The following is a 26,511-nucleotide window of genomic DNA, read 5'->3' on the forward strand; positions in this document are numbered from 1 at the left end:
CGCTCTTTCGGATAGAGCGCGCCGCGTAAGGATCACGTCTTCGGCAGCAGCTTGAGGCCGGGCGCCGGAAATTCCAGCGCGTCCTCAGCCTGCCCGGCCGCCGGAATCTCGATCCAGCGATCTGCAATGCCGTCACATTCCTGCACCACCGGGAAATGCAGCATCTGGCCTGCCGGCAGGTCGGACGCCAGCGTCGCGCGAAAGACGAATTCGTCATAGAACTCGTCCGGCAGGCTGCCGGCGCTCCAGTCGATCTCCTTGACGCCGCTGGTCACTGCCTGGCCGTAGAGCTGGTAGGACTTTTCGTATTTGCCGTTCTTGACCTGCAGTGTCCAACCCGGCTTCGGCATCGGTTTGACCGAGAGCACCCCTTCCGGGATCTGCACGCGCAGCGCGGTCGTCGCCTTGCCCTCGCAGCCATGCGGCACCCGAAGAACCGCCTTGTAGGTCGAGCCCACCGCCGCCTCCGGCGTTTCGAGCGTGATGTGGGCAAAGGCCGCGCTGGTCCCGAGGACAAGAAGCACGCAGCCGGGCAAAAGAGATTTCTTCATGAGGCTACCTCTCGAAGCGGCCAAGTCAGTCGTCGTCCTGGGGCGCCGCGCTGCCGATGCCTTGCACGGCGAATTCAATCTGCACGGGCCCGGCTTTCTCGAAGGTCAGCGTGGCGGAGAACGTTTCGCCCTCCTTGGGCTGCCGCTTCAAATCCATGAACATCAAATGATAGCCGTTGGGCGCCAGCGCGACCTTGCCGCCAGCCGGGACTTCGAGGCCGCCGGTGACCGGCCGCATGGTCATCACGCCATTGCTGACGCCCATCTCGTGCAGTTCGGCCTTGGCCGAAATGTCGGAGGTGATCGACAGCAGGCGATCCGCCGCACTGCCTGTGTTGGTGATGGTGAAGTAGCCGCCGGCCACCTTGGCGCCGGCTGGCGTGGCGCGCGACCAGGCGTGCCCGATCTCGAGATCGCCAAGCTTGAACTCGTGTGCCAACACCGTCTGGGCGCTGGCGAACAGGAGGGCAAGAGCGCAAAGGGCGATGCCGAGACGCTGCTCGAAACTACCCAGTGCGAAGCGCCTGCGGCTGGATGCGGCAGCGCGAAAACAGTGAGACATGATTGCTCCGTGGACTTTAAGGGGGATCGCGCCGATGGCCGATCGCGAACGATGTCGATAAACGCGCCGGCAAAGCGTTGCGCGGCGCGAACCAGAACGGATCAGGCCGTCGCCGGTGGTGCACGCGGATTGGACGGAGTGCGGGCGCGGGCGAAATCGCGATGCCGGAAGGCCGGCAGGAAAAAGGCGATGGTTTCGATGGAAAGGCTGCGAGCCAGGCTCCCGGCGGCATCGGGCGGCGCGTAGACCGCCGAAACGAGGTTGCAGCCAAGCATGCAGCAAGCCGGCATGTGCTGCTGATGCGGATCACCGGCGGGGAGTTGCGCCGCACCGCCATGGGTGCAGATCGTGTTGCCGAAAGCATCGAATTGCGAGGCGTTCGGCTCGACGCCGGAAGCAACCGCGCCGAATATCGACTGGAGCACGAAAAGCCACGCCGCGGCGAACACGACCGGCATGCTCCATCGTCTCCGGCGTATGGTCAAGAACCAGCCTCTTCACGCAGCAACGTCAGCTCTCTACCACGGAGCCGGCGGCCGGAAAATCGCCAAAACGTTGCTGCGGCAACGCAACACAATCACGCGCGTTGCGGCTGCCTGCCCTCGGGAATGGACGTCAGCAGCGTGTGGCGGGCCGATTTCAGGTGCTTGCGGCAGGCGGCGTCGACCTTGGCGAGATCGCGCGATTTGAGTGCGGCGATATAGGCGAGATGCTCCTGGACCGCGACTTCGTTGCGCTCGCGCTCCTGCGCCTTGTTCCACTGGTAGTGGTAGTGGAAGATCATGGCGATGACGTCGTAGAAATCGACGATGAAGCGGTTGTGCGATGCCCGATGGATCAGCCGGTGAAAGCGCTCGTCAAGCTCGGAGAATTCGTTGAAGCGCACGGCGATCTCGCGCGCCAGCCGGTGATGCTCGTCTTCCAGGCGGTCGAGGTCGTCCCACACCGGGCTGTCCTCGGGCAGAGCGGCAAAGGCTGCGGCCGAGCGCAGTTCGAACATCTCGCGGATTTCGGTAAGCTCCAGCGCGAAGGCGCGGGTAAAGCCTTTCAGCACCCAGTGGCTGTTGCGGCGCTTCTCGATCAGCCCGAAGCGCGAGAAGCGGATCAGGAATTCGCGCACGCTAGTGGTGCCGACGCCGATCTCGCGCGCCAGTTCGAGCTCGTTGATCTGCATGCCGGCTTCGGCACCGCTGGCAAGCAGCCGCCGCATGAAGGAGCGCTCGATGATCTCGGCCAGCGTATCGGTTTCTTCCTCGGGGAAGAAATCGTCCGGTCGCGGTTCGCGCAGGACCGTCTTGCTGCGCTTGTTCCAGTCGATCAGCCCGGTTTCTTCCATGCGCGCAAGGATAGTGCGGACCGTCGTGCGGCTGACGCCGAGCAGCGTACCCAGCTCCGGCTCCGAAGGCAGGCTCCTGGTTTCGTCGAGCAGCCTCAGACCGCGATTATAGGCGTCCTTGTAAACGTTGTTGCTCTTCGACATCCCCTGCCCCGTGGCGCATCGGCGTTTGCGGCCGGTGTGAAGCGTTTCTCGCGCATGAAACCGGTACCTTTTCGGAAAACATCATGCGCAACGCTAGTTTTGGTTGTAGAGCCTACTTCTCGCATCCAAAGACGCGTCGCGCTCTGGCGAAAAAACAATTGACGCAAAAATGTTTTTTCACGATAAAAGACATTATATGTTAAGAGCCGCGTGTCAATCCGCTCGCGCACCCAGGAACACACCCAGGAAGCTCCCGTGAACGCCGCAAACAGCATTCTTCTGTCTCCCGCCGACAATGTCGCGGTCGCCAATGGCCGCATCGAGATCGGCACCGTGCTGCCGGGCGGCGCCGTCGCCGCCGCAGTGATCGAGCCGGGCCACAAAGTGGCGATCAAGCCGATTGCGGCCGGCGAGGCCGTGGTCAAATACGCCCAGGCGATCGGCCGCGCCACGCAAGACATCGCGCCCGGCGAGCATGTCCATTCGCACAATCTGGTCTTCGAAAGCGGGCGTTTGCCGGTGGTGCCGCCGAGCGAGGCAGTGCATGCGACCGAGGCCGACCGCGCCCGCACCTTCATGGGCTACCGCCGCGCCGACGGCCGCGCCGGCACGCGCAACTTCATTGGCATTCTCGCCAGCGTCAATTGCTCGGCCACCGTCTGCCACGCCATCGCCGACGCGGCGAACCGCACGCTTTTGCCGCAATATCCCGGCATTGACGGCTTCGTCCCGATCGTCCACGGCCAGGGCTGCGGCATGAGCGCCACCGGCGACGGCATGATGGTGCTACACCGCACGCTGGCCGGCTACGCCCGTCATCCGAATTTTGGTGGTGTGCTGATGGTCGGGCTCGGCTGCGAGGTCAACCAGCTCACCCTCTACGGCCAGAAGGGCGTTGCCGCGGGAAAACGTCATTTCAACATCCAGGAAGCCGGCGGCTCGCGCAAATCGGTCGAGAAGGCGCTGGTCGTGCTGGCCGAGATCGCCGAGGAGGTCGGCAAGCTTCAGCGTGAGCCGATCCCGGTCAGCGAGATCGTCGTCGGCCTGCAATGCGGCGGCTCCGACGGCATGTCCGGCATCACCGCCAATCCGGCGCTGGGTGCCGCGGTCGACATTTTGGCCGGCGTCGGCGGTGTCGGCATCCTCTCCGAGACGACGGAGATCTACGGCGCCGAGCACCTGCTCGCTTATCGCGCCGCAACCCCCGAGATCGCCGCCAAGCTCGACGGTTATGTGAAATGGTGGGAAGACCACGTCGCCAAGCATGGCGCATCGATCGACAACAATCCCTCACCGGGTAACAAGCGCGGCGGCCTGACCACCATCCTGGAAAAGTCGCTCGGCGCGGTCGCCAAGGGCGGCCAGACGCCGCTCAACGGCGTCTTCGGCTATGCCGAAAAGGTCACCGGGCACGGGCTGGTGTTCATGGACACGCCCGGCTACGACCCGGTCTCGGCCACCGGCCAGGTGGCGGGCGGCGCCAACGTCATCGTCTTCACCACAGGCCGCGGCTCCTGCTTCGGCTGCCGGCCGACGCCGTCGATCAAGGTCGCCAGCAACTCGACCATGTATCACACGATGGAGGAGGACATGGACGTGAATTGCGGCGTCATCGCCTCGGGCGAAAAGACCATCGCCGGCATGGGCCGCGAGATCTTCGAACTGATCGTCGAGACGGCTTCGGGCCGCAAGACCAAGAGCGAAGAGTTCGGCTACGGCGACAACGAGTTCGTGCCTTGGCATCTCGGAGCGACGCTCTAAGCCGGACATGCGCAATAATCGCGAACACCGGACGTGATCGCCAGGCGTCACAGTTCCAACGCTCCCGAAAAAGAATGAACATTCCATATTGACTGGATGATGGAATTAATATTCCATGCGACATATTGGAGGAGATTGGCAGCGGAGTTCCGAGGGAGCAAGCTTTCCCGCCCAGCCATTCGAGCGGCCATCAAACATCGCTTGCGCCGACCGAGGTGATGCACTATCAAAATGCGGTAAATGTTTTTTATTGATAAAGTTCCGTTTGGGCCGCGCCATCCGAATGGAGCTTCCGTAACATTCACCGGGCGACTTAGGGAGGACTCCTAATGAAATTCGTGACCAGCATTCTCAATCGCCGCGCCTTCGTGGCACTCGCAGCCGCCTCGATGATTGCCGGCGTGATGCACTCGGCCCCGGCATCCGCGGCCGACGCGACCATTCCGATCATCGTCAAGGACACCACGTCCTTCTACTGGCAGATCGTTCTGGCCGGCGCCCGCAAGGCCGGCAAGGATCTCGGCGTCAACGTGCCGGAACTCGGCGCCCAGGCCGAGACCGACGTCAACGGCCAGATCTCGATCCTCGAAAATGCCGTCGCCGGTAACCCGGCCGCCGTCGTCATCGCGCCGACCGAAGCCAAGGCGCTCGGCAAGCCGATCGACGAGGCCGCCACCAAGGTCAAGATCATCGGCATCGACTCCGGCGCCGACTCCAAAGCCTTCACCTCGTTCCTGACCACCGACAACATCCAGGGCGGCCGCGTCGCCGCTGACGGCCTTGCCGCAGCCATCGGCGAAGCCAATGGCGGCAAGGTCGAGGGCGACGTCGCCCTGATCACCGCTCTTCCGGGCGCCGGCTCGCTCGAACAGCGGGCCCAGGGTTTTAAGGAACAGCTCGCTGCCAAATATCCGGGCCTCAAGCTGGTCGCCGACAAATACGCCGACGGCCAGGCCACCACCGGCCTCAACATCGCCACCGACCTGATCACCGCCAACCCCAACCTCAAGGGCATCTTCGCCTCCAACCTGATCATGGCGCAGGGCGTCGGTCAGGCGATCGCCGAGAACAGTCTTGCCGGCAAGGTCGGGCTGGTCGGTTTCGACAGCGACGAGAAGCTGATCAAGTTCCTCAACGACGGCGTCATTTCGGCTCTCGTCGTTCAGGATCCGTACCGGATGGGCTATGACGGCATCAAGACGGCGCTCGCCGCCTCGAAGGGCGAGAAGGTCGAGGCCAATGTCGATACCGGCGCCAATTTGGTTACCAAGGCCAACATGAAGGATCCGAAGATCGACGCGCTGCTCAACCCGAAGCTCGACTGAGCATAGCCGCAAGTGAACTGTTTCCGGGGCCTTTTCGCCCCGGAAACATCCCACTCGTGCCAATCGCGAGGCCAATCTTTGGTGGCCAATCTGGGAGGATTGTCATGATGTCGACGGCGCAGGAACTCCATCCGGCCCCAACGCTGGAACCGGGCAGGACCATCCTCGAACTCCGCGGGCTGGAAAAGCGCTATCCCGGCACCCATGCGCTGAAGCCGGTCGATCTCGCCTTTAAGGCCGGCGAGATCCACGCCATCGTCGGCGAGAACGGCGCCGGCAAATCCACCCTGATCAAGCTTCTTACCGGCGTCATGCCGCGCACCTCCGGCGATGTCATCTGGGAGGGCAAGCCTGCCGCATTGGCAACGCCGCATGAGGCGATGGCGCTCGGCATCAATGCCGTGCATCAGGAAGTCGTCCTGTGCCGCCATCTCACCGTCGCCGCCAACATGTTCCTCGGCGAGGAGGATTCCCGCTTCGGCATCCTGCAGCAGCGGGCGATGGTCAGGCAGGCGCAGAAGATCATCGACGATCTCGGCTTCGACCTGCCGGCGCATGTCATGCTGGGTGACCTGACCATCGGCCAGCAGCAGTTGATCGCCGCCGCCCGCGCCACGGTGCGCGGCACCAAATTCCTGATCTTCGACGAGCCGACCGCCTATCTTACCCGTAAGGAGGCCGACCAGCTGTTCACGCTGATCCGCCGGCTGAAGGGCGAAGGCGTCACCATCATCTACATCAGCCATCGCATGGAAGAAGTGTTCGAGCTCGCCGACCGCGTCTCGGTGCTGCGCGACGGCACGCTGGTCGGCACCAGGAACATTGCCGAGACCAATGACGCCGAGCTGGTCAAGATGATGATCAACCGCTCGATCGAGCAGGTCTACCACAAGGAGCATTTCACCCCCGGCGCGACCATCGTCGAAACCAGGAACCTGTCCGGCAAGGGTTTCGAAAATGTCTCGATGTCCGTCCGCGCCGGCGAGATCGTCGGCCTCTACGGCCTGATCGGCGCCGGGCGCAGCGAGTTCGTCACCACGCTCTATGGCCGCCACCGCAAATCGGCCGGCCAGATCCTCTGGGGGGGCAAGGAGGTCAAGGTCAATTCCGAACATGACGCGATCAGGCTCGGCATGGCGCTGGCCCCGGAAAGCCGCCGCGACCAGGGCCTCTGCCTCAACCTGCCGGTCGGACTCAACCTCAATCTGCCGATCTACAAGCGCATCTCGAGCAATCTGCTGATCTCCCGCGCGCAGGAAAAGGCGCAAGCCGATCGCCAGATCGCCGACCTGCGCATCAAGACGCCGACGCGCGGCGCGCTGGCCTCCAGCCTGTCCGGCGGTAACCAGCAGAAGATCGTCATCGGCAAATGGCTCGCCCATGGCGCCAAGCTGTTCATCTTCGACGAGCCGACTGTCGGCGTCGACGTCGGCACCAAGGCCGAGATCTACCGCCTGTTCGGCGCGCTGTTGTCCAAGGGAGCCGGCATCATCCTGATCTCGTCCTACCTGCCCGAGGTCTATGAACTCGCCGACACGCTGCACGTGTTCCGGCGCGGCAAGCTGGTGGCCACGCACGGCTTTCGTACCGCTGATCACGAGGAGATCCTCACCCAGGCGCTGGCCGAGAAACAAGAAAGACCGGGAGGGAAGATATGAGCACCGAGGCGATCGCTGCCGAAAGGCCGAAACGCAACTACAACGCCCTGTTCGGGCTGACACTGCTGGCGCTGCTGGTTCTTTTATGGATCATCCTGTCGGTGGCGACGCCGAGCTTCGCCTCCGCCAACAACATCTCCAACCTGTTGCGGCAAGGGTCGATGATCGCCATCCTGGCGGTCGGCCAGACCTTCGTCATCATCACCGGCGGCATCGACCTTTCCGTCGGCGCCGTGGTCGGCTTCGCCACCGTCATCGTCGCGATGCTGATCAACGCCGGCACACCGGTTTTCCTCGCCATCCTGATCACCTTGCTGGTCGGCGTCGCCATCGGCATGTTCCATGGGTTCGGCATCGTCAAGATGGGCCTGCCGCCCTTCATCATCACCCTGGCAACGCTGACCTCGCTGCGCGGCATCGGTCTGTTGATGACCAATGGCAACTCGATCTCGATCAACAACGACGCCTTCCAGACGTTCTCGCGCAGTTCCTTCGCCGGCGTTCCCAATCTGTTCTGGATGGTGATCCTGGTCGGCATCCCAGCCTACATCTTCCTGCACCACAGCCGCTGGGGCCGCTATCTGTTCTCGGTCGGCTCCAACGCCGAGGCGTCGCGCCTGTCAGGCGTCAACGTCCAGCGCACCATCTACATGGCCTACACGCTGTCGGGCCTGTGTGCGGCCTTCGTCGGCGTGCTGCTTGCCTCGCGCATCGGCATCGGCAATCCGACGCAGGCCGAGGGCTGGGAATTGCAGGCGATCGCCTCCTCGGTGATCGGCGGCACCTCGCTGTTCGGCGCTGTCGGCTCCGTGCACGGACCGCTGCTCGGCGCCTTCATCCTTGCCACCATCAACAACGGCGCCAATCTGCTCAACGTCAACGCCTTCTGGCAGCGCATCATCACCGGCGTGCTGATCATCGTCATCGTCTATTTCGACGGACTGCGCCGCCGCGGCAAATAGACCGCCTCCCAACAACCGCCGGCCTCGCGACAGCAGGGCCGGCGGTGCCATGAACCGACTGGATTGAAGCATGAAAGCCGTCGTCTGCCGCTCGCCCGGCGAACTTGTCCTCGAAGATCGTCCGGCGCCTGACGCGCCCCCCGCCGGCTGGGCGCTGGTCGCCGTCAGCCATGTCGGCATCTGCGGCACCGACTATCACATCTTCGAAGGCAAGCACCCGTTCCTCGCCTATCCCCGCATCATGGGCCACGAGGTTTCCGGCACCGTGATCGAGGTTGGCGAGGACGTCGATCTCGCCGTCGGCGAAGCGGTGATCGTCAATCCCTATCTCGCCTGCGGCAAATGCATCGCCTGCCGGCAAGGCAAGCCGAATTGCTGCGTCAGGATCGAGGTGCTCGGCGTCCACCGCGACGGCGCTATGTGCGAGCAGATCCTGGTGCCGGCGCAAAATCTTTATCCGGCAAACGGCCTGTCGCTGGCCGATGCCGCCGCCGTCGAATTCCTGGCGATTGGCGCCCATGCCGTGCGGCGCTCGCTCGCTGATCCAGGTGCGCGCACACTGGTCATCGGTGCAGGCCCGATCGGGCTCGGCACGGCGCTGTTCGCCCGCATCGCCGGGCTCGACGTGACGCTGCTCGACATGAGCGCTGAACGGCTTGGCTTTGCCGAAAGCGAACTCGGCTTCGCGACGCTCGACGGCTCGCGAGGTACCGCTGCCGACCTGGTGCGGGAAGCAACCGGCCGCGACGGCTTCGACGTGGTTTTCGATGCCACCGGCAACACCCAGTCGGTGCAGTCGGCCTTCGCCCATGTCGCGCATGGCGGGGCGCTGGTCCTGGTCAGCGTCGTCAAGGACGACGTCGCCTTTTCCGATCCCGAATTCCACAAGCGCGAGATGATGCTGATCGGCAGCCGCAACGCCCTGCGTGCCGATTTCGACCATGTCGCCGCCTCGATCCGCAACGGCGCGCTGCCGCTGGCAAAGCTGGTCACCCACCGCACCACGCTTGGCGAGACGCCGCACGACCTCGCCCGCTGGGCGCATGAGAAGTCCGGCCTGATCAAGGCCGTCATTCAAGTCGGATGATGCCAGGGCTGCCGCATCTCAGAGCGCCGACAATTTGAGCTCGATCCGCTCGGCCGGGAAGCGCGACTCCGAAAACTGTATCGGCTGACCGTCGGGCGTGACGTTGACGGCGACCGTCACCAGCACGATGGCGCCGGGCTGCAGCTCGAGGTCCGCAAGGTCGGCGGCATCGGCATGGCGCGCCGACAGCACGGTCGATTGCCTGAGATAGTCGTCGATGCCGAAACGTGCCAGCGATGCGGTGATCGAACCGGTTTCCGCCATGGCGGCATCGATGCCGGCAAAGCGCCTGGCATCGAACCAGCCGGCCGCGCGGGACACCGGCATTCCATCGGCTTCGCCGCGCGTTTCCAGGCGTATCACATCGGCCCCCGTCGCAAGGCCTAAGCCCTCTGCGACACGACGGTTGGCCGGCTCGATCGATGACGCGAGCAAGGTGATATGCCGCTCGGACGCCTGTCCTTGCAATCCCTCGGAAAAGCGGGTGCGGGCGCCGATCGGATAAGACAGCCGCTTGCGCGACAGCACGAAGGTGCCGCGCCCCTGCTCCGCCCTGAGCACACCCTCCTGCACCAGCGCTGCGATAGCGCTACGCACCGTGTGGCGGTTGACGCCATAGCGTCCGGCCAACGCGATCTCCGGCGGCAGCGCGGCATTCTCGGGAAAATCGCCGGCGGCGATCGAATGCAGTATCTGGTCGGCGATCTGCCGCCACAGCGCGACACCGCTGCGCCGCTCGATGCTGTTGGCTTGTCCGATCATCTCCCGCCCCAATTCCTTGCGCCGATCTTTTGGCCCGTGTCACGTGCCCGTCATGGACACGCGCTAGATAATGGATATGATTTGTATAGTTGTCTATATCAATAGACAAATGCACGCAAACGAGGAGTACGGCCATGCCAGGACGGGAAGCGCGAGAGCAAGCCGAGCGCAAGGCCGTGATGGCGACGCTGGCGCAATCGGCCGGCGAAGACATCGTCCGCCTGTGGGACGAAACCGGCCTGCCTTGCGAAGCGGAACTTCTGCGTGGCCCCGAAACCGGCTTGGTTACGGTACGCGGCCGCATCGGCGGCGGCGGCGCGCCCTTCAATGTCGGCGAGGCGACGGTCACCCGTGCCACGGTGCGGCTTGCGTCCGGCCATGTCGGCCACTGCTACGCGCTTGGTCGCGACAAGCAGAAGGCAAGGCTGGCTGCAATCGCCGACGCGCTCTGGCAGGATCCTGCCCACCGCAACGAGGTCGAGACCAGGATCGTTGCGCCCTTGCAGGCGGCACTGGCCAAGGCGCGTGAACAGCGCCGCGCCGAAACGGCGGCGACCAAGGTCGATTTCTTCACCATGGTGCGCGGAGAAGACTGATGGATATCGCCACTCAATCCATTGAAGGCGGCTTCGCCGATCCGGTATTCAATGCCCAGACCGTATTCCGTGCCGTGATGGACGCGATGGCGCGGCCGGGCAGCGTCCAGCCCTTGCCGGCCCTTGCCCACCCCCCGGTGCCGCTGTCGGCCACCGCCGGCGCCGTTGCGCTGACGCTGTGCGACAACGACACGCCGCTCTGGCTCGACCCGGCTTTGCAGGGGTCGGCGGCGGTGAAATCCTGGCTTGGCTTCCATACCGGCGCGCCGCTGGCCAACACCCCGGCCGACGCGCATTTCGCGCTGATCGCCACGCCGGCCGAGATGATGGCGCTCGACGGGTTTTCGCAAGGCACCCAGGATTATCCCGATCGTTCGACGACGCTGATCCTCGAGGTCGGCGATCTCGTCTCCGGCGCTCCGCTGCTGCTCGAAGGCCCGGGCATCGAGAAGACTGCGACGATCGCGCCGGCGCAAATGCCACGCCATTTCGTCGAACAATGGAAGCAGAACAACCAGCGCTTTCCCCGCGGTGTCGACATCGTCCTCGCCACCCCTGACGGCGTTGCCTGCCTGCCGCGCACGACGCGCATCAAGATCATGGAGGCGTAGCATGTATGTTGCGGTAAAGGGTGGCGAGACGGCCATTCGCAATGCTCACAAACTGCTCGCCGACCGCCGGCGCGGCGACCGTTCGGTGCCCGCACTTCGTCTCGACCAGATCGTCGAGCAACTGGCGCTCGGCGTCGACCGGGTGATGAGCGAAGGTTCGCTCTACGACAGGGAATTGGCGGCACTCGCCATCGTCCAGGCGCGCGGCGACATGATCGAGGCGATCTTCCTGGTTCGCGCCTATCGCACCACGCTGCCGCGTTTCGGCTACACCAGGGCGATCGACACCGGCACGATGCTGGTCGAGCGGCGGGTGTCGGCGACCTACAAGGATCTGCCCGGCGGCCAGTTGCTCGGCCCGACTTTCGACTACACCCACCGGCTGCTCGATCCCGAACTTGCTACCGGCGGCGATGTCGCCGAGCCGGAACAGCGTGCAGGCGAAGCGCAGGCCATGCCGCGCGTCTCGGCGATCCTTGCCCGTGAAGGCCTGATCGAGCCGGATGGCGAAATGCCTGGGGACCACGTTCCTGGCGACATCACCCGCGAACCGCTGGAATTCCCGATGGCGCGTGACGTCCGGCTGCAGGCGCTGTCGCGCGGCGACGAGGGTTTTCTGCTGGCCCTCGGCTATTCCACCCAGCGCGGCTATGCCCGCAACCATCCCTTCGTCGGCGAGGTCCGCATCGGTGAGGTCGAGCTGGAACTCGACGTGCCCGAACTGCCCTTCGCGGTACCGCTCGGCAGCGTGCGCGTCACCGAGTGCCAGATGGTCAACCAGTTCAAGGGTTCGGCCAAGGCGCCGCCGCAGTTCACCCGCGGTTACGGCCTCGTCTTCGGCCAGAGCGAGCGCAAGGCGATGGCCATGGCGCTTTGCGACCGTGCCTTGCGGGCGAGCGAATTCGCCGAGGATGTCGTCGCCGCAGCCCAGGACGAGGAGTTCGTCATCTCGCATTCCGACAATGTCCGGGCGACCGGTTTCGTCGAGCATCTGAAACTGCCGCACTATGTCGACTTCCAGGCCGAGCTCGACCTGGTGCGTCGCATGCGCGCAGAGCATGACGCCCGCGAGAATACCGGCAAGGTGGAAGAGAAGAGAGAGGCCGCCGAATGACCGCGCAAGCAGCCGACATCGCCACCTACAACTTCGCCTATCTCGACGAGCAGACCAAGCGCATGATCCGCCGCGCAATCCTCAAGGGCATCGCTATCCCAGGCTATCAGGTGCCGTTCGCCTCGCGCGAAATGCCGATGCCCTATGGCTGGGGCACCGGCGGCGTCCAGGTCACCGCCTCGATCATCGGCCCCGACGATGTGCTGAAGGTCATCGACCAGGGCGCCGACGACACCACCAATGCCGTTTCGATCCGCGCCTTCTTCAAGAAAGTCGCCGATGTCGCCGTCACCACCGAGACGGCGAAGGCGACCATCATCCAGACCCGCCACCGCATCCCCGAGCACCCGCTGACGGCGGGCCAGGTGCTGGTCTATCAGGTGCCGATCCCCGAGCCGCTGCGCTTCCTCGAACCGCGCGAAACCGAAACGCGCAAGATGCATGCGCTGGAGGAATACGGCCTCATGCATGTGAAGCTTTACGAGGACATTGCCAAGCACGGCCGCATCGCCACCACCTACGCCTACCCGGTCAAGGTCGAGGGCCGCTATGTCATGGACCCGTCGCCGACGCCGAAATTCGACAATCCGAAGATGCATCGTTCGCCGGCTTTGCAATTGTTCGGCGCCGGCCGCGAGAAGCGCATCTATGCGCTGCCGCCCTTCACCGAGGTGGTCAGCCTCGACTTCGAGGATCATCCCTTCGAGGTGCAGACCTTCGACCAGCCCTGCGCGCTGTGCGCGGCCGAGAACGTCTATCTCGACGAGGTCATCCTCGACGACCATGGCGGCCACATGTTCGTCTGCTCCGACACCGACCACTGCGAGAAGCGCCGCGAAGAGGGCCATCGCGGCCATCTCGCGCCTGAAACTCATCTTGCCCCAGAAAAAACGGAGCCGGCGCAATGACCGACGAACCGCTGCTGCGCGTCTCGGCACTGTCCAAATTCTACGGCTCGCGTGTCGGCTGCGAGAACGTCAGCTTCGACCTGTGGCCGGGGGAAGTGCTGGCTGTCGTCGGCGAATCCGGTTCCGGCAAGACCACATTGCTCAACTGCCTGTCGACCCGGCTGCTGCCGAGCTCCGGCACCGCCAGCTACCGCATGCGCGACGGCCAGTTCCGCGAGCTCTACCGCATGAGCGAGGCGGAACGCCGGTTCCTGATGCGCACCGACTGGGGCTTCGTCCACCAGAATCCGGCCGACGGGCTGCGTATGACTGTATCGGCCGGCGCCAATGTCGGCGAACGGCTGATGGCGGTGGGCGACCGCCACTACGGCAACATCCGCGCCACTGCCGTCGACTGGCTGTCGCGCGTCGAGATCGACGAGGACCGCATCGACGACGAGCCGCGCGCCTTTTCCGGCGGCATGCGCCAGCGCCTGCAGATCGCCCGCAACTTCGTCACCGGGCCGCGGCTGGTGTTCATGGACGAGCCGACCGGCGGCCTCGATGTCTCGGTGCAGGCGCGCCTGCTCGACCTGCTGCGCGGACTAGTCACCGATCTCGGCCTGGCGGCCATCGTCGTCACCCACGACCTTGCGGTGGCGCGGCTGCTATCGCAGCGCATGATGGTGATGAAGGACGGGCGTGTCGTCGAAAGCGGCCTGACCGACCGCGTGCTCGACGATCCGCGCGCGCCCTACACCCAGCTTCTCGTTTCCTCGATACTTCAGGTGTAACCATGGCAACCCCGCTCGTCGTCTCCGATGTCGCCAAGAGCTTCACCATGCATCTGCGCGATGGCATCAAACTGCCTGTCGTCGCCGGCGTGTCGTTTTCGATCAGGAGCGGCGAATGTGCAGTGCTCGGCGGCCCGTCCGGCGCCGGCAAGAGCTCGATCCTGAAGATGCTCTACGGCAACTATGCGGTCGACGAAGGCCAGATCATCGTCCAGCACGAGGACGGGCTCATCGATCTCGCGACGGCCAGCCCTCGCACCGTGCTTGCCGTGCGCCGGCTCACGATCGGCTATGTCAGCCAGTTCCTGCGCACCGTACCGCGCGTCTCCGCCCTCGATGTCGTCGCCGAACCGCTGGTCGAGCGCGGCGAGGAGCGCGAGGTCGCGCACGGCAAGGCACGTGCCTTGCTGGCGCAGCTCAACCTGCCGGAGAAGCTCTGGGCGCTGCCGCCGGCGACGTTCTCCGGCGGTGAACAGCAGCGCGTCAACATCGCGCGCGGCTTCATCACCGAGCATCCGATCCTGCTGCTCGACGAGCCGACCGCTTCGCTCGATGCCAGGAACCGCGACGTGGTGATTGCGCTGATCGCGGCCAAGAAGGCGGCCGGCGTTGCCCTGCTTGGTATCTTCCACGACCGCGACGTGCGCGAGGCGGTGGCCGACCGCGTCATCGACGTGACAGCTTTTGCCGCCGGGAAAATTGCCGCATGACAAGAAAGCTGTCGGAAACGCCGCTGGTCCACGAGACGGCGCAAGTCGAGAACTCGACGCTCGGCCGCTGGACCGAGATCGCCGAGCGCTGCCGGGTGTCGGAAAGCACGCTCGGCGACTATTCCTACATGATGCAGGACTGTGGCGTCTGGTGCGTGACGATCGGCAAATTCGCCAACATCGCCGCCAGCGTGCGCATCAACGCCACCAACCATCCGACCTGGCGGCCGACGCTGCACCATTTCACCTATCGCGCCTCGGATTATTGGGACGACGCCGAGCACGAGAGCGAATTCTTCGCCAAGCGCCGCGCCAAACGCGTCACCATCGGCCACGACACCTGGCTCGGCCACGGCTCGACCATCCTGCCCGGCGTCACCGTCGGCCATGGCGCGGCGGTCGGTGCCGGCGCGGTGGTGTCGAAGGACGTCGCGCCCTACACCGTCGTCGCCGGCGTACCGGCCAAGCCGATCCGCGAACGCTTCGACCGCCGCACCGCGGAGCGCTACCAGGCGCTCGGCTGGTGGGACTGGGACCATGCAAGGCTGCGCGCCGCGCTCGACGATTTCCGCGAGCTGGAGGCCAATCAGTTTTTGGAGAAGCATGGGGGTTGACGCCCTGAATAAGTCAGCCGCTCAGGCAAATGTCCAAAATAATAGAAAGAAATCCTAACGTAATAAGAATAGCAACACCAGTCTGATTTAACCTGATAAGTTCTATAAATTTTTTGTCACAACCAATATCTATAAGCGATTTGGTTTTTCCTCAACTTTATTTGCAAAATTTATCGTAACTAGAACGATTAAAAAAATGAGAATCATTAGAATAATGGCCGCGTCACGCCCATTTCCATAATTGTACAAGTATCCAGATATTGGATGGTTCAAGCTAACAACCCGATATAATGGACGTCAAAACCAGGGCCACTGTGAAACTCATCGCAGCGACTACCCCTGCAGCATACAGTCGCAACCACTGGCGCCAACGTAGCAATTAGGAAGCCTCTCTTTGATACGAGTTTGAATCTTTATTTCAATCTTGATGATGTGGAAACCCCGGCAGCATCACTTGGCGAATCATGCCTTTGATATTCTACTTCTTGGCACGGTTTTCATGTCCCTGACACATCGTCGGGGCAGGACGCGGCCTTCCTTTGGAGATCGCAATGCCTGTTTCAGTCAGACCTTCGCTCGCCGGATTCTTTGCCGGCTCGAACCCGACCCCTCCGGTGCATCTCGGCAGGCGCTACGACACCTCTGGTAATTTTCTCAACGAGCCCGGCAACACGGTCGTCTGCCATCTCGTCAACGGCTCGGCTTCGGAAGCGGTGATCATCGACGTGCGTGAGCGCATGCGCGCCATGCCTGATGCCGACGGGCTGGCCTTCACGCCCGTCTCCAGCCTGCACATGACGCTGTTCCAGGGCATCATCGAATACCGCCGCCGGCTTCCCTATTGGCCGGAGGATGTGCCGCTCGACACCAGCATCGACGACATGACCCGCCTCTATCAGGAACGCCTGAACGGCTTCGAAGGCTACGGCGCCTTCAAGATCAAGGTCGTCGATGTCGTGCCGACGGGCTTGACCGTTGCCGGCGCAACCGATGAGGACGTGCATATCCTGCGCGCATGGCGCGATGCCTTGTCGGCGCCTTTCGGATACCGGCATCCCGACCACGACACTTACGTCTTCCACATCACGTTCGCCTACCAGATCCGGCGTCTGGCGGACGAAGGGGCGTCCGAGTGGCAAGATCTGTTCGACGATTGCCTCTCGCTGTTTGCCCGCCAGGCTCCGGTGATCGAGCTGCGGCCACCTGCCTTTTGCCGCTTCAGGGACATGGAGCATTTCGAGGAGTTGCTGATCCTCGGCTGATCCCATCCAAGCCGCCCGGACGGCAGCGGTTTGGGTCAACTCGCCTTCGCGCCAAACGCGCCTGTGGGCAGTAACAAAACTGACATCAATCCGACACCGCAGGTTCATGCCGTTGCGCTAGCGAGGGTTAACAGACCTTCAACCGCGACTGGACTGGAACTTACCCATGTCAGCAACGCCAGAAATGTCAGCAACGCTCGAAATTCGCGGCGTCACCCGCCGGTTCGGCAAGAACACCGCTGTCAGCAATGTCGACATCTCGATTCCGCACGGTCAGATGGTCGGCATCATCGGTCGCTCCGGCGCCGGCAAATCGACGCTTCTGCGCATGATCAACCGCCTCATCGATCCGAGCCAAGGATCGATTTTTTTTGACGGCGCCGAAATTTCCCGGTTGCGCGGCTCGCCGCTCCGGCGATGGCAGCGCGACTGCGCCATGATCTTCCAGCAGTTCAATCTCGTGCCGCGCCTCGATGTGCTGACCAATGTGCTGCTCGGCCGGCTCAACCACCGCTCGACGCTGTCCAACCTATTTGGCATGTTCTCCCGCGGTGAATGCGCCGAGGCGGTTGCAGCCCTCGAGCGCCTCGACATCGCCCGCACCGCCCTGCAGCCGGCCGGCACACTTTCCGGCGGCCAGCAGCAGCGCGTTGCGATTGCGCGCGCCATGATGCAGCAGCCGAAGGTGTTGCTGGCGGATGAGCCGATTGCCTCGCTCGATCCGCTCAACGCCAAGGTGGTGATGGATTCGCTGCAGGACATCAATTTGCGCGAGGGCATCACCGTCATCACAAATCTGCATACGCTGGATACGGCCCGCACCTACTGCAACCGCATCATCGGCATGGCCGCCGGCAAGGTCGTCTTCGACGGCCCGCCCGAAGCCCTCAACCGCGAGGCCGTGCGCATGGTCTACGGCGCCGACAGCAATGGCGGCGAAATCTCCGAGGCCATCACCTCCACCAGTGTCGCCATCAAACAGAAAATCGCTGCATCCGCCGGACCGCTCGAGCCCGCATTCCCGGGATATTGAGAACGGCCTGATCGCCCGCCCGCGTCAAAGGCACCTGTCAAAAAATTCGAACGCTACCGGCGCGAGGCCGGGACCAACAGGAGAGAGATAATGTTCAGGAAGATGGTTTTTGGCGCCGTTTCATTGCTCGCCATCGCGGCAAGCGCCGCTCACGCCCAGGATATCAAGGAATTCCGCATCGGCATCCTTGGCGGTGAAAACGAAGCGGACCGGCTGCGCAACTTTCAGTGCCTCGCCGATCACATGAAGTCCGAATTCGGCTTCGAGAAGGTCTCGCTGTTCCCGGCCGCCGACTATGACGGCGTTATCCAGGGCCTGCTCGGCGGCACGCTCGATTTCGCAGAGCTTGGCGCGTCGGGCTATGCCAGCGTCTACCTCAAGGATCCGACCGCCGTGACCCCGATCCTCACCACCCAGCAGACCGACGGCGCGACCGGCTATTATTCGATCGGCCTTGCGCTGAAGTCGTCCGGCATCACCGACATCAAGTCGGCCAAGGGCAAGAAGCTCGGCTATGCCGACCCGGATTCGACCTCCGGCTACCTGATCCCGCTGACCCAGATCCCGAAAGACACCGGCGCTTCGAACGAAACCTTCTTCGCCTCGACACAGTTCAATGGTGGCCACGAGAACAACCTCCTCGCCGTTCGCGACGGCAAGGTCGATGTTGCGGTTGACGATTCCTCTGGCATCGGCGACTTCAAGAACGGCTACACCTCCGGCACCTTCCACAAGGAAGTCGCCAAGGGCGCCGTGGACCCCAACGATTTCGTCGAAGTCTGGCGCTCCGGCTTGATCCCGAACGGCCCGCTGGTCGTGCGCACCGCACTCGGCGGCGATATGAGCGCCAAGCTCGCCAACTTCTTCACCAGCCTGCCGGCCAAGGACAAGCCTTGCTTCGAGGCCATCGAAGGGGGCGATTTCACCGGCTATGTTCCGGTGAAGCCGGACTTCTACAGCGTCATCGTCGAAGCCCGCAAAGCCGCGATCGGCGGCTGACGACAATTGCGGAAAGGGCGGCGTCCATTAGAGCGACGTGCGTCCACTTGGACGCACAAAGTACGCTCTAACACTTAGATGCCGCATCGTGCTTTCCGAAAGTCGACTTTCGGGCCGATGCGGTCGCCGCCCTTTTTGCGTGTCCGCTCGTGACCCCGTATGACCTTCGCCGCTACAATTCGTTCAGACGCGGTCTGGCAGGCAGCAGACGCCTGGCGACGCCAGACGTCCTTGCGCCGGTTCTACACGGCGCTCGGCATCGGCTCACTGCTTGTCGCCATGTGCACAGCCATGTGGTTCGCCGACGAGGCCAATGCCGGACATTTCTTCGATCGGCTGCCGCACATACTGGATTTCCTTAGTTGGCTTGTTCCCAAGGACTGGAACGACGTCTGGCGGGCGCTGTTCGACATCGCATCGCCGCACGACAAGGGCAGCCAAGAGTTCAACTTCCCGCTTGGCCGCGTCTATCTCTGGGGCGGCTTTTATCTACCCGAATATTTCGAGCTGATGCTCACCACGCTTAACGTGGCGCTGGTTTCCACTTTCATCGGCTTTGTCTTTGCGGTGCCCTTTTCCTTCATCGCCGCGCGCAACTTGACGCCCAGTCCGGTGCTCAGGCTCGTCGTCAAGCGCTTCATGGAACTGCTTCGCGCCTTCCCCGAGATCGTCATTGCCGGCCTGTTCGCAGCCATCCTCTCGACCGGCCCGGTCGCAGCCATCATCGCCATCGGCCTGCATTCCATCGGCGCTCTCGGCAAGCTCTTCTACGAGATCAACGAAAACATCGACATGCGCGCCGAAGAAGGCCTGCGCGCGGTCGGCGCCAACTGGTTCGAGCGCGTGCGCTTTGCCGGCCTGCCGCAAGTGCTGCCCAATTTCATGTCCTACACGCTGCTCAGGATCGAGATCAATGTGCGTATCTCGACCATTATCGGCGCGGTCGGCGGTGGCGGCATCGGCGAGGAACTGAAGCTCTCCATCTCGCGCGGCTTCGGCGCCAAGACGCTGGCATTGGTGCTGCTGCTGTTCACGACGATCTTCCTCGTCGACCAGTTTTCCGCCTGGCTACGCCGCAAGCTCGTCGGCGAGCAGGCATTCATGATGGGTGCCTGACCATGATCCCAAAAAGTGGATTCCGGTTTTTGGAAAAGATCATGGCAAATCAACAAGAAGACTGCCCATGGCCGCAATGACCGCCGATGAGATGCGGTCGATCGAGGAGCGCTTTCCCCAAGTGTTCCGGCGGCCCTTGTACAAACGCTTCGGCCCGCTGGTCCTGTTCACCGGCATCCTACTCTATCTCCTCTACGCCTTGTGGTTCTTCAGCCTGCCGCAAGTGCTGAGGGAATCGCACTGGGAGCGCCTGCCGCTCTTCCTGACGCAATGGATCAGCTACGATCTGCAGCCGGAATTCCGTCTCGACCAGCCTCAGATCACACCCAGATACCCGCGTTTTTCGGCGCTCGGCGAAGATCCGCATCCCGATTGGGTCATCACCAACGCCAACGGCTCCTACACCATCCTGATCGACGGCCGGGCCAAATCGGTCATCTTCGACAAGACCGAGGCGACGCTGGTCGCCAATGGCCAGACGGTGCCGGTGTCCTTGGCCAGCGGCAAACCGGTAATATCCGGCCCGGTGCCGGAGTGGATCACCGCGCATGACGATGAGATCGTCGCCAGGATGGGCTTTGCCGGCGAGGTCCGCATAACCGTCGATCGCGTCAAGGTCCGCAAACGTTTCCTCGGCTGGGCGAATTTCGTCTTCGACACACGCTCGCCCTTCTTCGGCAAGTCGCCCGGCGAGGTGGTCTCGTTGCTGATGTCCGGACCCCAGCTCAAGCCGGGCACATCAAACATTGCGCTGGCCGCCGACAATATCTGGAACAACGCCCAATGGCAGCATGGCGACGTCTGGACGAAGCTGTTCCAGACCATCGCCATGGCGTTTCTCGGCACCTTGCTCGGCGGCATCGTTGCCTTCCCGCTCGCCTTCTTCGCCGCCCGCAACATCACCCCGAGCGGCCTGCTTAGCCAGGTGCTAAAGCGGTTCTTCGATTTCATGCGTTCGGTCGACATGCTGATCTGGGCGCTGTTCTTCACCCGCGCCTTCGGCCCGGGCCCGCTTGCCGGCAGCGCCGCGATTTTCTTCACCGAGATCGGCACGCTGGGCAAAGTCTATTCGGAGGGCCTCGAGAACATCGACGACAAGCCACGCGAGGGCATCCAGTCGACCGGCGCCAACGGCTTGCTGGTGCAGCGCTATGGCGTGCTGCCGGAAGTGATCCCGGTCTTCATCAGCCAGACACTCTATCAGTGGGAATCCAACACCAGGGGCGCGACGATCATCGGCGCCGTCGGTGCCGGTGGCATCGGCCTGAAGCTCTGGGAGGCCATGCGCACCAATTCCAACTGGGCCAATGTCTTCTACATGGTGCTCTTGGTCCTGCTCGTCGTTTTCATCTTCGACAACATTTCCAATTTCCTGCGCCGCCGGCTGAGCAGGACGATCCACGACTACAACAGGATCCAGGCCAGCCGGGGCTGACGGGGGCGTTGCGCAGGCGTGCGGTTAGGGCGCCTTCCTCCATCCATTCCTGATATGCTTGTAGCCGTCGCGGTAGACGGCTTCCGGGCCTTCGGAAAAGTCGCGCCACACCTTGGTGGCCGCGGCCAGATCCTTCAGCGAGCGGCCGAACGCCTCGATCGTCAGCCAATCGTCATAACCGCTCTTGCGGATGGCAGAGAACGTCTCTTTCCAAGGGACGTGGCCGCGGCCCGGCACGCCGCGATCGTTCTCCGAAATGTGGATATGGACGATGTTCTTGCGGTTGCGCGTATAGGCCCCGATCGGGTCAGCCTCTTCGATGTTGGCATGGAACGTGTCGTACATCGCCTTGATGTGCGGCCGGTCGATCGCGTCGATATGCGCCGACAAATCGTCCATCGTGTTGAGCAGATAGCATTCGAAGCGGTTGAGCGCCTCCAGCCCGACGGTGACACCCTTGTTGCCGGCATGGTCACCGATGGCGCGCTGCGAAGCGATCGAACGTCTTTTCTCGGTCGCCGTCGGCCCGCTGCCGGAGAAGGCCCCGAGTGTCGAATGGAGCGGGCCGCTCAACGTTTTCGCGCCAAGCGCCTGAGCGCAGTCGATCGCCGATTTCATGTAGTCGATACCGGCCTTGCGCGTCGAGGCATCCGGCGAGATCAGGTTCATCGCCGGATCGCCCATCGCCGAGACGGCGGTGCGTTGCAGCCCGATACGGTCGAGCAGCTCGCCGAGTTTCCTGTAGTTGTCCGGCGTGCCGGAGAAGACCGGTATTTCGACGCCGTCGAAGCCGGTCGCCTTGATATCCCTCAACAACGGCTCGTGTTTTTTCGAGACGGCCGTCGTCCACAACAGCATGCACATGCCGATCTTCATCGACGCCCCCTCCCTCTTTGATCCTCCCAGATTCCGTTCTTCCGCGACGTCACGCGAGCTATGATGAAAGCGACGCTCTCGACACCGCCATCATGTTGTCTCACCCTCGGCGCGCACCCCCAACTGCTCTCTCAATGCGACCATTTCCTCGTGGTGATCGCCGAAACTATAGGCATCAATATAAAACCCGATCCCGAGTGCCGTGGCGCTCCGTTGCGCATCGAAGTCGAGCTCCCAACTGAAGCTTTGATATGAATGACCCACGCAAACAATTTGCGTTTTGAACTTCACGCGTATTTTCAGAAGTTCGTCTCTGCGTGGACTCAGCCTTGCCAGCAGAGCGTCGATATGAAGATCAAGTGCTTCAGTGTCGTCCAAACGGCTATCAAGTTTCCAAGACAATGATCTGCGACGAAAGGTATGCCCGCGTCGTTCGAAAACGTCACCAACCCGCCAGCATCGGTTAGGCTCAAACCCAAGCAGACTTGTGATCTCTGCAGGGTCATCTTCGCCGATTGCGCGAAAGTATGCGTATTGTCGATCGGTTTCGGGTGGTGAAGACATTCAGCAGTCCGTTCTATGGTGACGTTTTCAGAGCTTCGTCCAAGCCCCGTTCTTCTTTGACGACTTCACGCAGGCCTCGATGAAAGCCATTCCCTCGACGCCGTCCTGCACGGTCGGGAAGACGACATCCTTAGCCGGCTTGCCGCCCTTCCTCCGTGCCGCGCGAATGGCCCGCGCTGCCTCCTGGTAGATGTTGGCGAAGCCTTCGAGATAGCCTTCCGGATGGCCTGGCGGAACGCGGCTGACGCGACTGGCGACGGGCAGCGCGCCGGCGCCATTGCGGGTGATCAATTGCTTCGGCTGGCCGAACGGCGTGTACCAGAGATAGTTCGGGTCGGCCTGCACCCATTCGAGCCCGCCCTTCGAGCCGTAGATGCGCAATTTCAGCCCGTTCTCATGGCCGGGCGCCACCTGGCTTGCCCAGATCATGCCCTTGGCCGGGTGCGATTTGCCGACCGGCTTGAAGCGCAGCAGCACATTGATGTTGTCGTCGAGCAGCCGCCCCGGCACGAAGGCGTCGAGATCGGCCGCCAGCGAATCGAGCTCCAATCCGGAGACGAAACGGGCCAGGTTGTAGGCATGCGTGCCGATATCGCCCAGCGCACCGCCCGCACCCGCCTGCTTGGGGTCTGAGCGCCACGCTGCCTGCTTCTGGCCGGTGGCGGCCAGGTCTTCGGTCAGCCAGTCCTGCGGATATTCCGACTGCACGATGCGGACGTCGCCGAGCTGCCCCTTGGCCACCATCTCGCGTGCCTGCCGCACCATCGGATAGGCGGTGTAGTTGTGCGTCAGCACAAAAACTTTGCCGGTCTTCTCGACCAGCGCGGCCAACCTCTTCGCCTCGGCCAGCGACGTCGCCAGCGGCTTGTCGCAGATGACATGGATGCCGGCCTCGAGAAAAGCCTTGGCTGCCGGCACGTGCACATTGTTCGGCGTGACGATGGCCACCGCCTCGATGCCGTCCGGCCGCTCGGCCTCGGCCTTGGCCATCTCGGCATAGGAGCCGTAGCTGCGCGCCGGATCGAGCCCAAGCTCGGCCGCCGAGGCCTTGGCGCGCTCCGGATTCGACGACAAGGCGCCGGCAACCAGCACGAACTCGTTATCAATGCGCGCCGCGATGCGATGCACCGCGCCGATAAAGGCGCCTTGTCCGCCGCCAACCATGCCGTAGCGGATCGGACCGCCTCCCGTTTCCGTCTTCGATGCGCCAACCATGACTTTCTCCCTCGTTATCTGAGATACCCCTCCCCCTTGAGGGGAGGGTCGACGCGCAGCGCGGGGTGGGGTCGCCGGGCATGAAGCTCGGCATGGACCGACCCCACCCGGCCCTCCGGGCCACCCTCCCCTCGGGAGGGATATCTGTGCTAGATCCCCATCATGCCGCGCAGCACCTTTTTATCGGTCGTGCCGCCGGCGAAATCGTCGAATGCTTTTTCCGTCACCCTGATGATGTGGTGCTGGATGAAGGGGGCGCCTTCGGCAGCACCATCCTCCGGGTGCTTGAGGCAGCATTCCCATTCCAGCACCGCCCATGAATCGTAATTGTATTGGGTGAGCTTGGAGAAGATGCCGCCGAAATCCACCTGCCCGTCGCCGAGCGAGCGGAAACGCCCGGCGCGGTTGGTCCAGCTCTGGTAGCCGGAATAGACGCCTTGCCGCCCGGTCGGATTGAATTCGGCGTCCTTGACGTGGAACGCCTTGATCCGCTCGTGGTAGATGTCGATGAATTCGAGATAATCGAGCTGCTGCAGCAGGAAGTGCGACGGGTCGTAGTTGATGTTGCAGCGCTTGTGGCCGCCGACCGCATCGAGGAACATCTCGAATGTCGCGCCGTCGAACACGTCCTCGCCTGGATGGATTTCGTAGCCGACATCGACGCCGTTCTCGTCATAGACGTCGAGGATCGGCTTCCAGCGCTTGCCCAGCTCAGCAAATGCTTCCTCGATCAGTCCCGCCGGCCGCTGCGGCCATGGGTAGAGGTATGGGAAGGCCAACGCGCCGCAAAACGACACCGACGCCTTGAGCCCGAGATTCTTCGACGCCTTGGCGGCGAACTTCATCTGTTCGACCGCCCATTGCTGCCTGGCTTTTGGATTGTTGTGCACCGCAGCCGGCGCAAAGCCGTCGAACTGCGCGTCATAGGCGGGATGCACCGCCACCAGTTGCCCCTGCAGATGCGTCGACAGTTCGGTGATTTCGACGCCGGCATCGGCGCAGATGCCCTTCACCTCGTCGCAATAGGCCTTGGAGGAGGCTGCCTTCTCGAGATCGAACAATCGGGCGTCCCATGTCGGGATCTGCACGCCCTTGTAGCCCAGACCAGCCGCCCATTTGGTGATCGAGGCCAGCGAATTGAACGGCGCGGCGTCGCCCGCAAACTGCGCCAGGAACAGACCAGGCCCCTTCATCGTCGTCGGCATCGGCATCTCCCTATGTTTCACGACCAAGCATAGCGCCGATTGAAAACAGGGCCAGCGTCTTTGGTCTCTTTGCACAGCGCGCTCAGCGCTGCTATTCTGGTATTACCAAATGCCGAAATCTGGTCAAGCCATTTGACGCGCTGCGACGGTCCTGCAACCATGCCGAGTTAGGCCACATGTTTAAGCATAATCAATGGTCTAGCTAGGAACCCAACGCTTGATGATAGCAGTTCTTGCCGTCCAGATAAAATTACTGTAGACCTCCCATCAGGCCCAATTGGTCGAACCAGTTTGCCAAAAAATGCTGGGACGCCTTGGGGAGGAATCATGCGGCACGCTTCGGCAGAGTGCGCCGCAGGCGAACTGGTACAGGCGATTCTGGGAAGGATAGACCATGCATCTTTCGACGCACAATTGGATGCGGGCGGAGCCGCTGGAAACGACGCTCAAGCGCATCAAGAAATTCGGCTACGAGTCGATCGAGATCTCCGGCGAACCCGATCAGTACAAGCCCAAGGAGACGCGCGCACTGTTGAACGAGTACGGCATTCGCTGCTGGGGAGCGGTGACGCTGATGCTGGGCGAGCGCAATCTCGCCGCCAAGGACCAGGGCCAGCGCGAGCGCTCGGTGCAGTATGTCAAGGACGTGCTGACCATGGTCAGCGAACTTGATGGCGAGATCATCACGCTGGTTCCCGCCACCGTCGGCAAGGTGGTGCCGGACGGCACCGAGGAAGAGGAGTGGAAATGGGTGGTCGACGCCACCCGGGAATGCTTCACCCACGCCAAGAAGGTCGGCGTAAAGATCGCGGTCGAGCCGCTCAACCGCTTCGAGACCTATCTGTTCAACCGCGGCGCCCAGGCACTGGCGCTGGCCGATGCGGTCAGCCCCGAATGCGGCGTCTGCCTCGACGCCTACCACATCCACATGGAAGAATTTAACGTCTATGACGCCATCCGGCAGGTCGGCAAGCGCCTGTACGATTTCCATGTCGCCGACAACAACCGCTTCGCCGCCGGCCTCGGGCAGATCGACTGGCCGAAGATCGTCGGCACGCTGAAGGAGATCGGCTATGACGGCGCGCTGACCAATGAATTCGTCGCCCCCGTCGACCGCACGCCGGCTGCCCCCTATCCCGACATGGTCGAACGCAACCCCGTCGACATCTCGCCGGAGCAGCTGAAATTCATTCAGGACCACGGCTCCAGCGTGCTCACGGAGAAATTCTACACCGACCAGATGCGCATCAACGCGGAAACGCTGCTGCCGCTGATCAAGTAGCCGAGCCGTTTGGAAAGCCCTTCCGCCTCACCGCGGCCGGGCCGAGGATG

At 62.9% G+C, this 26,511-nt stretch carries 27 protein-coding genes; 18 read left to right on the top strand and 9 right to left on the bottom strand.

What is annotated here, in order from left to right; translation table 11 throughout:
• Positions 1 to 32: 32 nt before the first annotated feature.
• The 4 genes from NKH16_RS08565 to NKH16_RS08580 form a co-directional block, all read right to left on the bottom strand.
• Complete coding sequence (locus NKH16_RS08565) at positions 33 to 551, bottom strand: YcnI family copper-binding membrane protein (protein ID WP_352746410.1); 519 nt, start codon at positions 549 to 551, stop codon at positions 33 to 35.
• A gap of 25 nt (positions 552 to 576) precedes the next feature.
• Complete coding sequence (locus tag NKH16_RS08570) at positions 577 to 1,113, bottom strand: copper chaperone PCu(A)C (RefSeq protein WP_352746407.1); 537 nt, start codon at positions 1,111 to 1,113, stop codon at positions 577 to 579.
• Positions 1,114 to 1,214: 101 nt separating this feature from the next.
• Positions 1,215 to 1,571 carry a DUF2946 family protein gene (locus NKH16_RS08575; protein WP_352746405.1) on the bottom strand — a complete coding sequence of 119 codons (357 nt, stop codon included), beginning with the start codon at positions 1,569 to 1,571 and terminating at the stop codon, positions 1,215 to 1,217.
• Positions 1,572 to 1,690: 119 nt separating this feature from the next.
• On the bottom strand, positions 1,691 to 2,593 hold the full coding sequence (locus tag NKH16_RS08580) for a GntR family transcriptional regulator (protein WP_352746403.1): 903 nt from the start codon (positions 2,591 to 2,593) through the stop codon (positions 1,691 to 1,693).
• Between the two features lie 255 nt (positions 2,594 to 2,848).
• On the opposite strand from NKH16_RS08580, the gene NKH16_RS08585 reads away from it, so the two are divergent.
• The 5 genes from NKH16_RS08585 to NKH16_RS08605 all read left to right on the top strand — a co-directional run bounded on the left by NKH16_RS08585 (position 2,849) and on the right by NKH16_RS08605 (position 9,386).
• On the top strand, positions 2,849 to 4,354 hold the full coding sequence (locus NKH16_RS08585) for a UxaA family hydrolase (RefSeq protein ID WP_352577423.1): 1,506 nt from the start codon (positions 2,849 to 2,851) through the stop codon (positions 4,352 to 4,354).
• Between the two features lie 329 nt (positions 4,355 to 4,683).
• Entirely contained in the window at positions 4,684 to 5,679 is a 996-nt protein-coding gene (locus NKH16_RS08590; protein WP_352746401.1) for an ABC transporter substrate-binding protein, read from the top strand.
• 104 nt (positions 5,680 to 5,783) lie between these two features.
• A complete protein-coding gene (locus NKH16_RS08595; protein WP_352746398.1) occupies positions 5,784 to 7,337 on the top strand; it encodes a sugar ABC transporter ATP-binding protein in 1,554 nt (517 codons plus the stop codon).
• Positions 7,334 to 8,299 carry an ABC transporter permease gene (locus NKH16_RS08600; RefSeq protein ID WP_352448376.1) on the top strand — a complete coding sequence of 322 codons (966 nt, stop codon included), beginning with the start codon at positions 7,334 to 7,336 and terminating at the stop codon, positions 8,297 to 8,299. Before NKH16_RS08595 ends, NKH16_RS08600 begins: the two co-directional genes overlap by 4 nt.
• Before the next feature lie 70 nt (positions 8,300 to 8,369).
• Positions 8,370 to 9,386 carry a zinc-binding alcohol dehydrogenase family protein gene (locus tag NKH16_RS08605; RefSeq protein ID WP_352899060.1) on the top strand — a complete coding sequence of 339 codons (1,017 nt, stop codon included), beginning with the start codon at positions 8,370 to 8,372 and terminating at the stop codon, positions 9,384 to 9,386.
• A gap of 18 nt (positions 9,387 to 9,404) precedes the next feature.
• Here NKH16_RS08605 and phnF read toward each other — a convergent pair whose 3' ends face one another.
• The gene (gene phnF, locus NKH16_RS08610) at positions 9,405 to 10,148 is read right to left on the bottom strand and encodes a phosphonate metabolism transcriptional regulator PhnF (RefSeq protein WP_352448378.1); all 744 of its coding nucleotides are present in this window, start codon (positions 10,146 to 10,148) and stop codon (positions 9,405 to 9,407) included.
• Between the two features lie 134 nt (positions 10,149 to 10,282).
• On the opposite strand from phnF, the gene phnG reads away from it, so the two are divergent.
• From phnG to phnE (NKH16_RS08670), 12 genes are all read left to right on the top strand, one after another.
• Entirely contained in the window at positions 10,283 to 10,744 is a 462-nt protein-coding gene (gene phnG / locus NKH16_RS08615) for a phosphonate C-P lyase system protein PhnG (protein WP_352899063.1), read from the top strand.
• Positions 10,744 to 11,355, top strand: coding sequence for a phosphonate C-P lyase system protein PhnH (gene phnH, locus NKH16_RS08620; RefSeq protein ID WP_352746390.1), 612 nt, complete (start codon positions 10,744 to 10,746; stop codon positions 11,353 to 11,355). The genes phnG and phnH overlap by 1 nt, the downstream gene beginning before the upstream one ends.
• A 1-nt stretch (position 11,356) precedes the next feature.
• A complete protein-coding gene (locus NKH16_RS08625) occupies positions 11,357 to 12,469 on the top strand; it encodes a carbon-phosphorus lyase complex subunit (protein ID WP_352746388.1) in 1,113 nt (370 codons plus the stop codon).
• Positions 12,466 to 13,377, top strand: coding sequence for an alpha-D-ribose 1-methylphosphonate 5-phosphate C-P-lyase PhnJ (locus NKH16_RS08630; protein WP_352746386.1), 912 nt, complete (start codon positions 12,466 to 12,468; stop codon positions 13,375 to 13,377). The genes NKH16_RS08625 and NKH16_RS08630 overlap by 4 nt, the downstream gene beginning before the upstream one ends.
• Entirely contained in the window at positions 13,374 to 14,150 is a 777-nt protein-coding gene (gene phnK / locus NKH16_RS08635) for a phosphonate C-P lyase system protein PhnK (protein WP_352746383.1), read from the top strand. The genes NKH16_RS08630 and phnK overlap by 4 nt, the downstream gene beginning before the upstream one ends.
• A 2-nt stretch (positions 14,151 to 14,152) precedes the next feature.
• Entirely contained in the window at positions 14,153 to 14,860 is a 708-nt protein-coding gene (phnL, locus tag NKH16_RS08640; RefSeq protein ID WP_352746381.1) for a phosphonate C-P lyase system protein PhnL, read from the top strand.
• Entirely contained in the window at positions 14,857 to 15,474 is a 618-nt protein-coding gene (locus tag NKH16_RS08645) for a DapH/DapD/GlmU-related protein (protein ID WP_352746378.1), read from the top strand. The genes phnL and NKH16_RS08645 overlap by 4 nt, the downstream gene beginning before the upstream one ends.
• A 551-nt stretch (positions 15,475 to 16,025) precedes the next feature.
• Positions 16,026 to 16,736 carry a DUF1868 domain-containing protein gene (locus NKH16_RS08650; protein WP_352539452.1) on the top strand — a complete coding sequence of 237 codons (711 nt, stop codon included), beginning with the start codon at positions 16,026 to 16,028 and terminating at the stop codon, positions 16,734 to 16,736.
• A gap of 166 nt (positions 16,737 to 16,902) precedes the next feature.
• Positions 16,903 to 17,769: a phosphonate ABC transporter ATP-binding protein gene (gene phnC / locus NKH16_RS08655; protein WP_352746376.1), complete on the top strand. Its 867-nt coding sequence runs from the start codon at positions 16,903 to 16,905 to the stop codon at positions 17,767 to 17,769.
• A gap of 90 nt (positions 17,770 to 17,859) precedes the next feature.
• Complete coding sequence (gene phnD / locus NKH16_RS08660; protein ID WP_352746373.1) at positions 17,860 to 18,768, top strand: phosphonate ABC transporter substrate-binding protein; 909 nt, start codon at positions 17,860 to 17,862, stop codon at positions 18,766 to 18,768.
• A gap of 159 nt (positions 18,769 to 18,927) precedes the next feature.
• Positions 18,928 to 19,884, top strand: coding sequence for a phosphonate ABC transporter, permease protein PhnE (phnE, locus tag NKH16_RS08665; RefSeq protein WP_352746371.1), 957 nt, complete (start codon positions 18,928 to 18,930; stop codon positions 19,882 to 19,884).
• A gap of 67 nt (positions 19,885 to 19,951) precedes the next feature.
• Positions 19,952 to 21,319 (top strand): phosphonate ABC transporter, permease protein PhnE, encoded by a 1,368-nt coding sequence (phnE, locus tag NKH16_RS08670; RefSeq protein ID WP_352746368.1) that lies wholly within the window; start codon positions 19,952 to 19,954, stop codon positions 21,317 to 21,319.
• 24 nt (positions 21,320 to 21,343) lie between these two features.
• On the opposite strand, the gene NKH16_RS08675 is transcribed toward phnE (NKH16_RS08670), so the two are convergent.
• The 4 genes from NKH16_RS08675 to NKH16_RS08690 form a co-directional block, all read right to left on the bottom strand.
• Positions 21,344 to 22,195, bottom strand: a complete 852-nt coding sequence (locus NKH16_RS08675) for a sugar phosphate isomerase/epimerase family protein (protein WP_352746366.1) — start codon at positions 22,193 to 22,195, stop codon at positions 21,344 to 21,346.
• Between the two features lie 90 nt (positions 22,196 to 22,285).
• Entirely contained in the window at positions 22,286 to 22,759 is a 474-nt protein-coding gene (locus tag NKH16_RS08680; RefSeq protein ID WP_352746364.1) for a DUF4279 domain-containing protein, read from the bottom strand.
• 27 nt (positions 22,760 to 22,786) lie between these two features.
• The gene (locus NKH16_RS08685) at positions 22,787 to 23,974 is read right to left on the bottom strand and encodes a Gfo/Idh/MocA family protein (RefSeq protein ID WP_352746362.1); all 1,188 of its coding nucleotides are present in this window, start codon (positions 23,972 to 23,974) and stop codon (positions 22,787 to 22,789) included.
• A 149-nt stretch (positions 23,975 to 24,123) separates the two neighbouring features.
• The gene (locus NKH16_RS08690) at positions 24,124 to 25,179 is read right to left on the bottom strand and encodes a sugar phosphate isomerase/epimerase family protein (protein ID WP_292661180.1); all 1,056 of its coding nucleotides are present in this window, start codon (positions 25,177 to 25,179) and stop codon (positions 24,124 to 24,126) included.
• Between the two features lie 394 nt (positions 25,180 to 25,573).
• On the opposite strand from NKH16_RS08690, the gene NKH16_RS08695 reads away from it, so the two are divergent.
• Positions 25,574 to 26,461, top strand: a complete 888-nt coding sequence (locus NKH16_RS08695; protein ID WP_352448392.1) for a sugar phosphate isomerase/epimerase family protein — start codon at positions 25,574 to 25,576, stop codon at positions 26,459 to 26,461.
• Positions 26,462 to 26,511: the final 50 nt, after the last annotated feature.

The sequence above is a fragment of the Mesorhizobium sp. M1307 genome (assembly GCF_040318155.1).
In the GTDB taxonomy this organism is placed as follows: domain Bacteria; phylum Pseudomonadota; class Alphaproteobacteria; order Rhizobiales; family Rhizobiaceae; genus Mesorhizobium.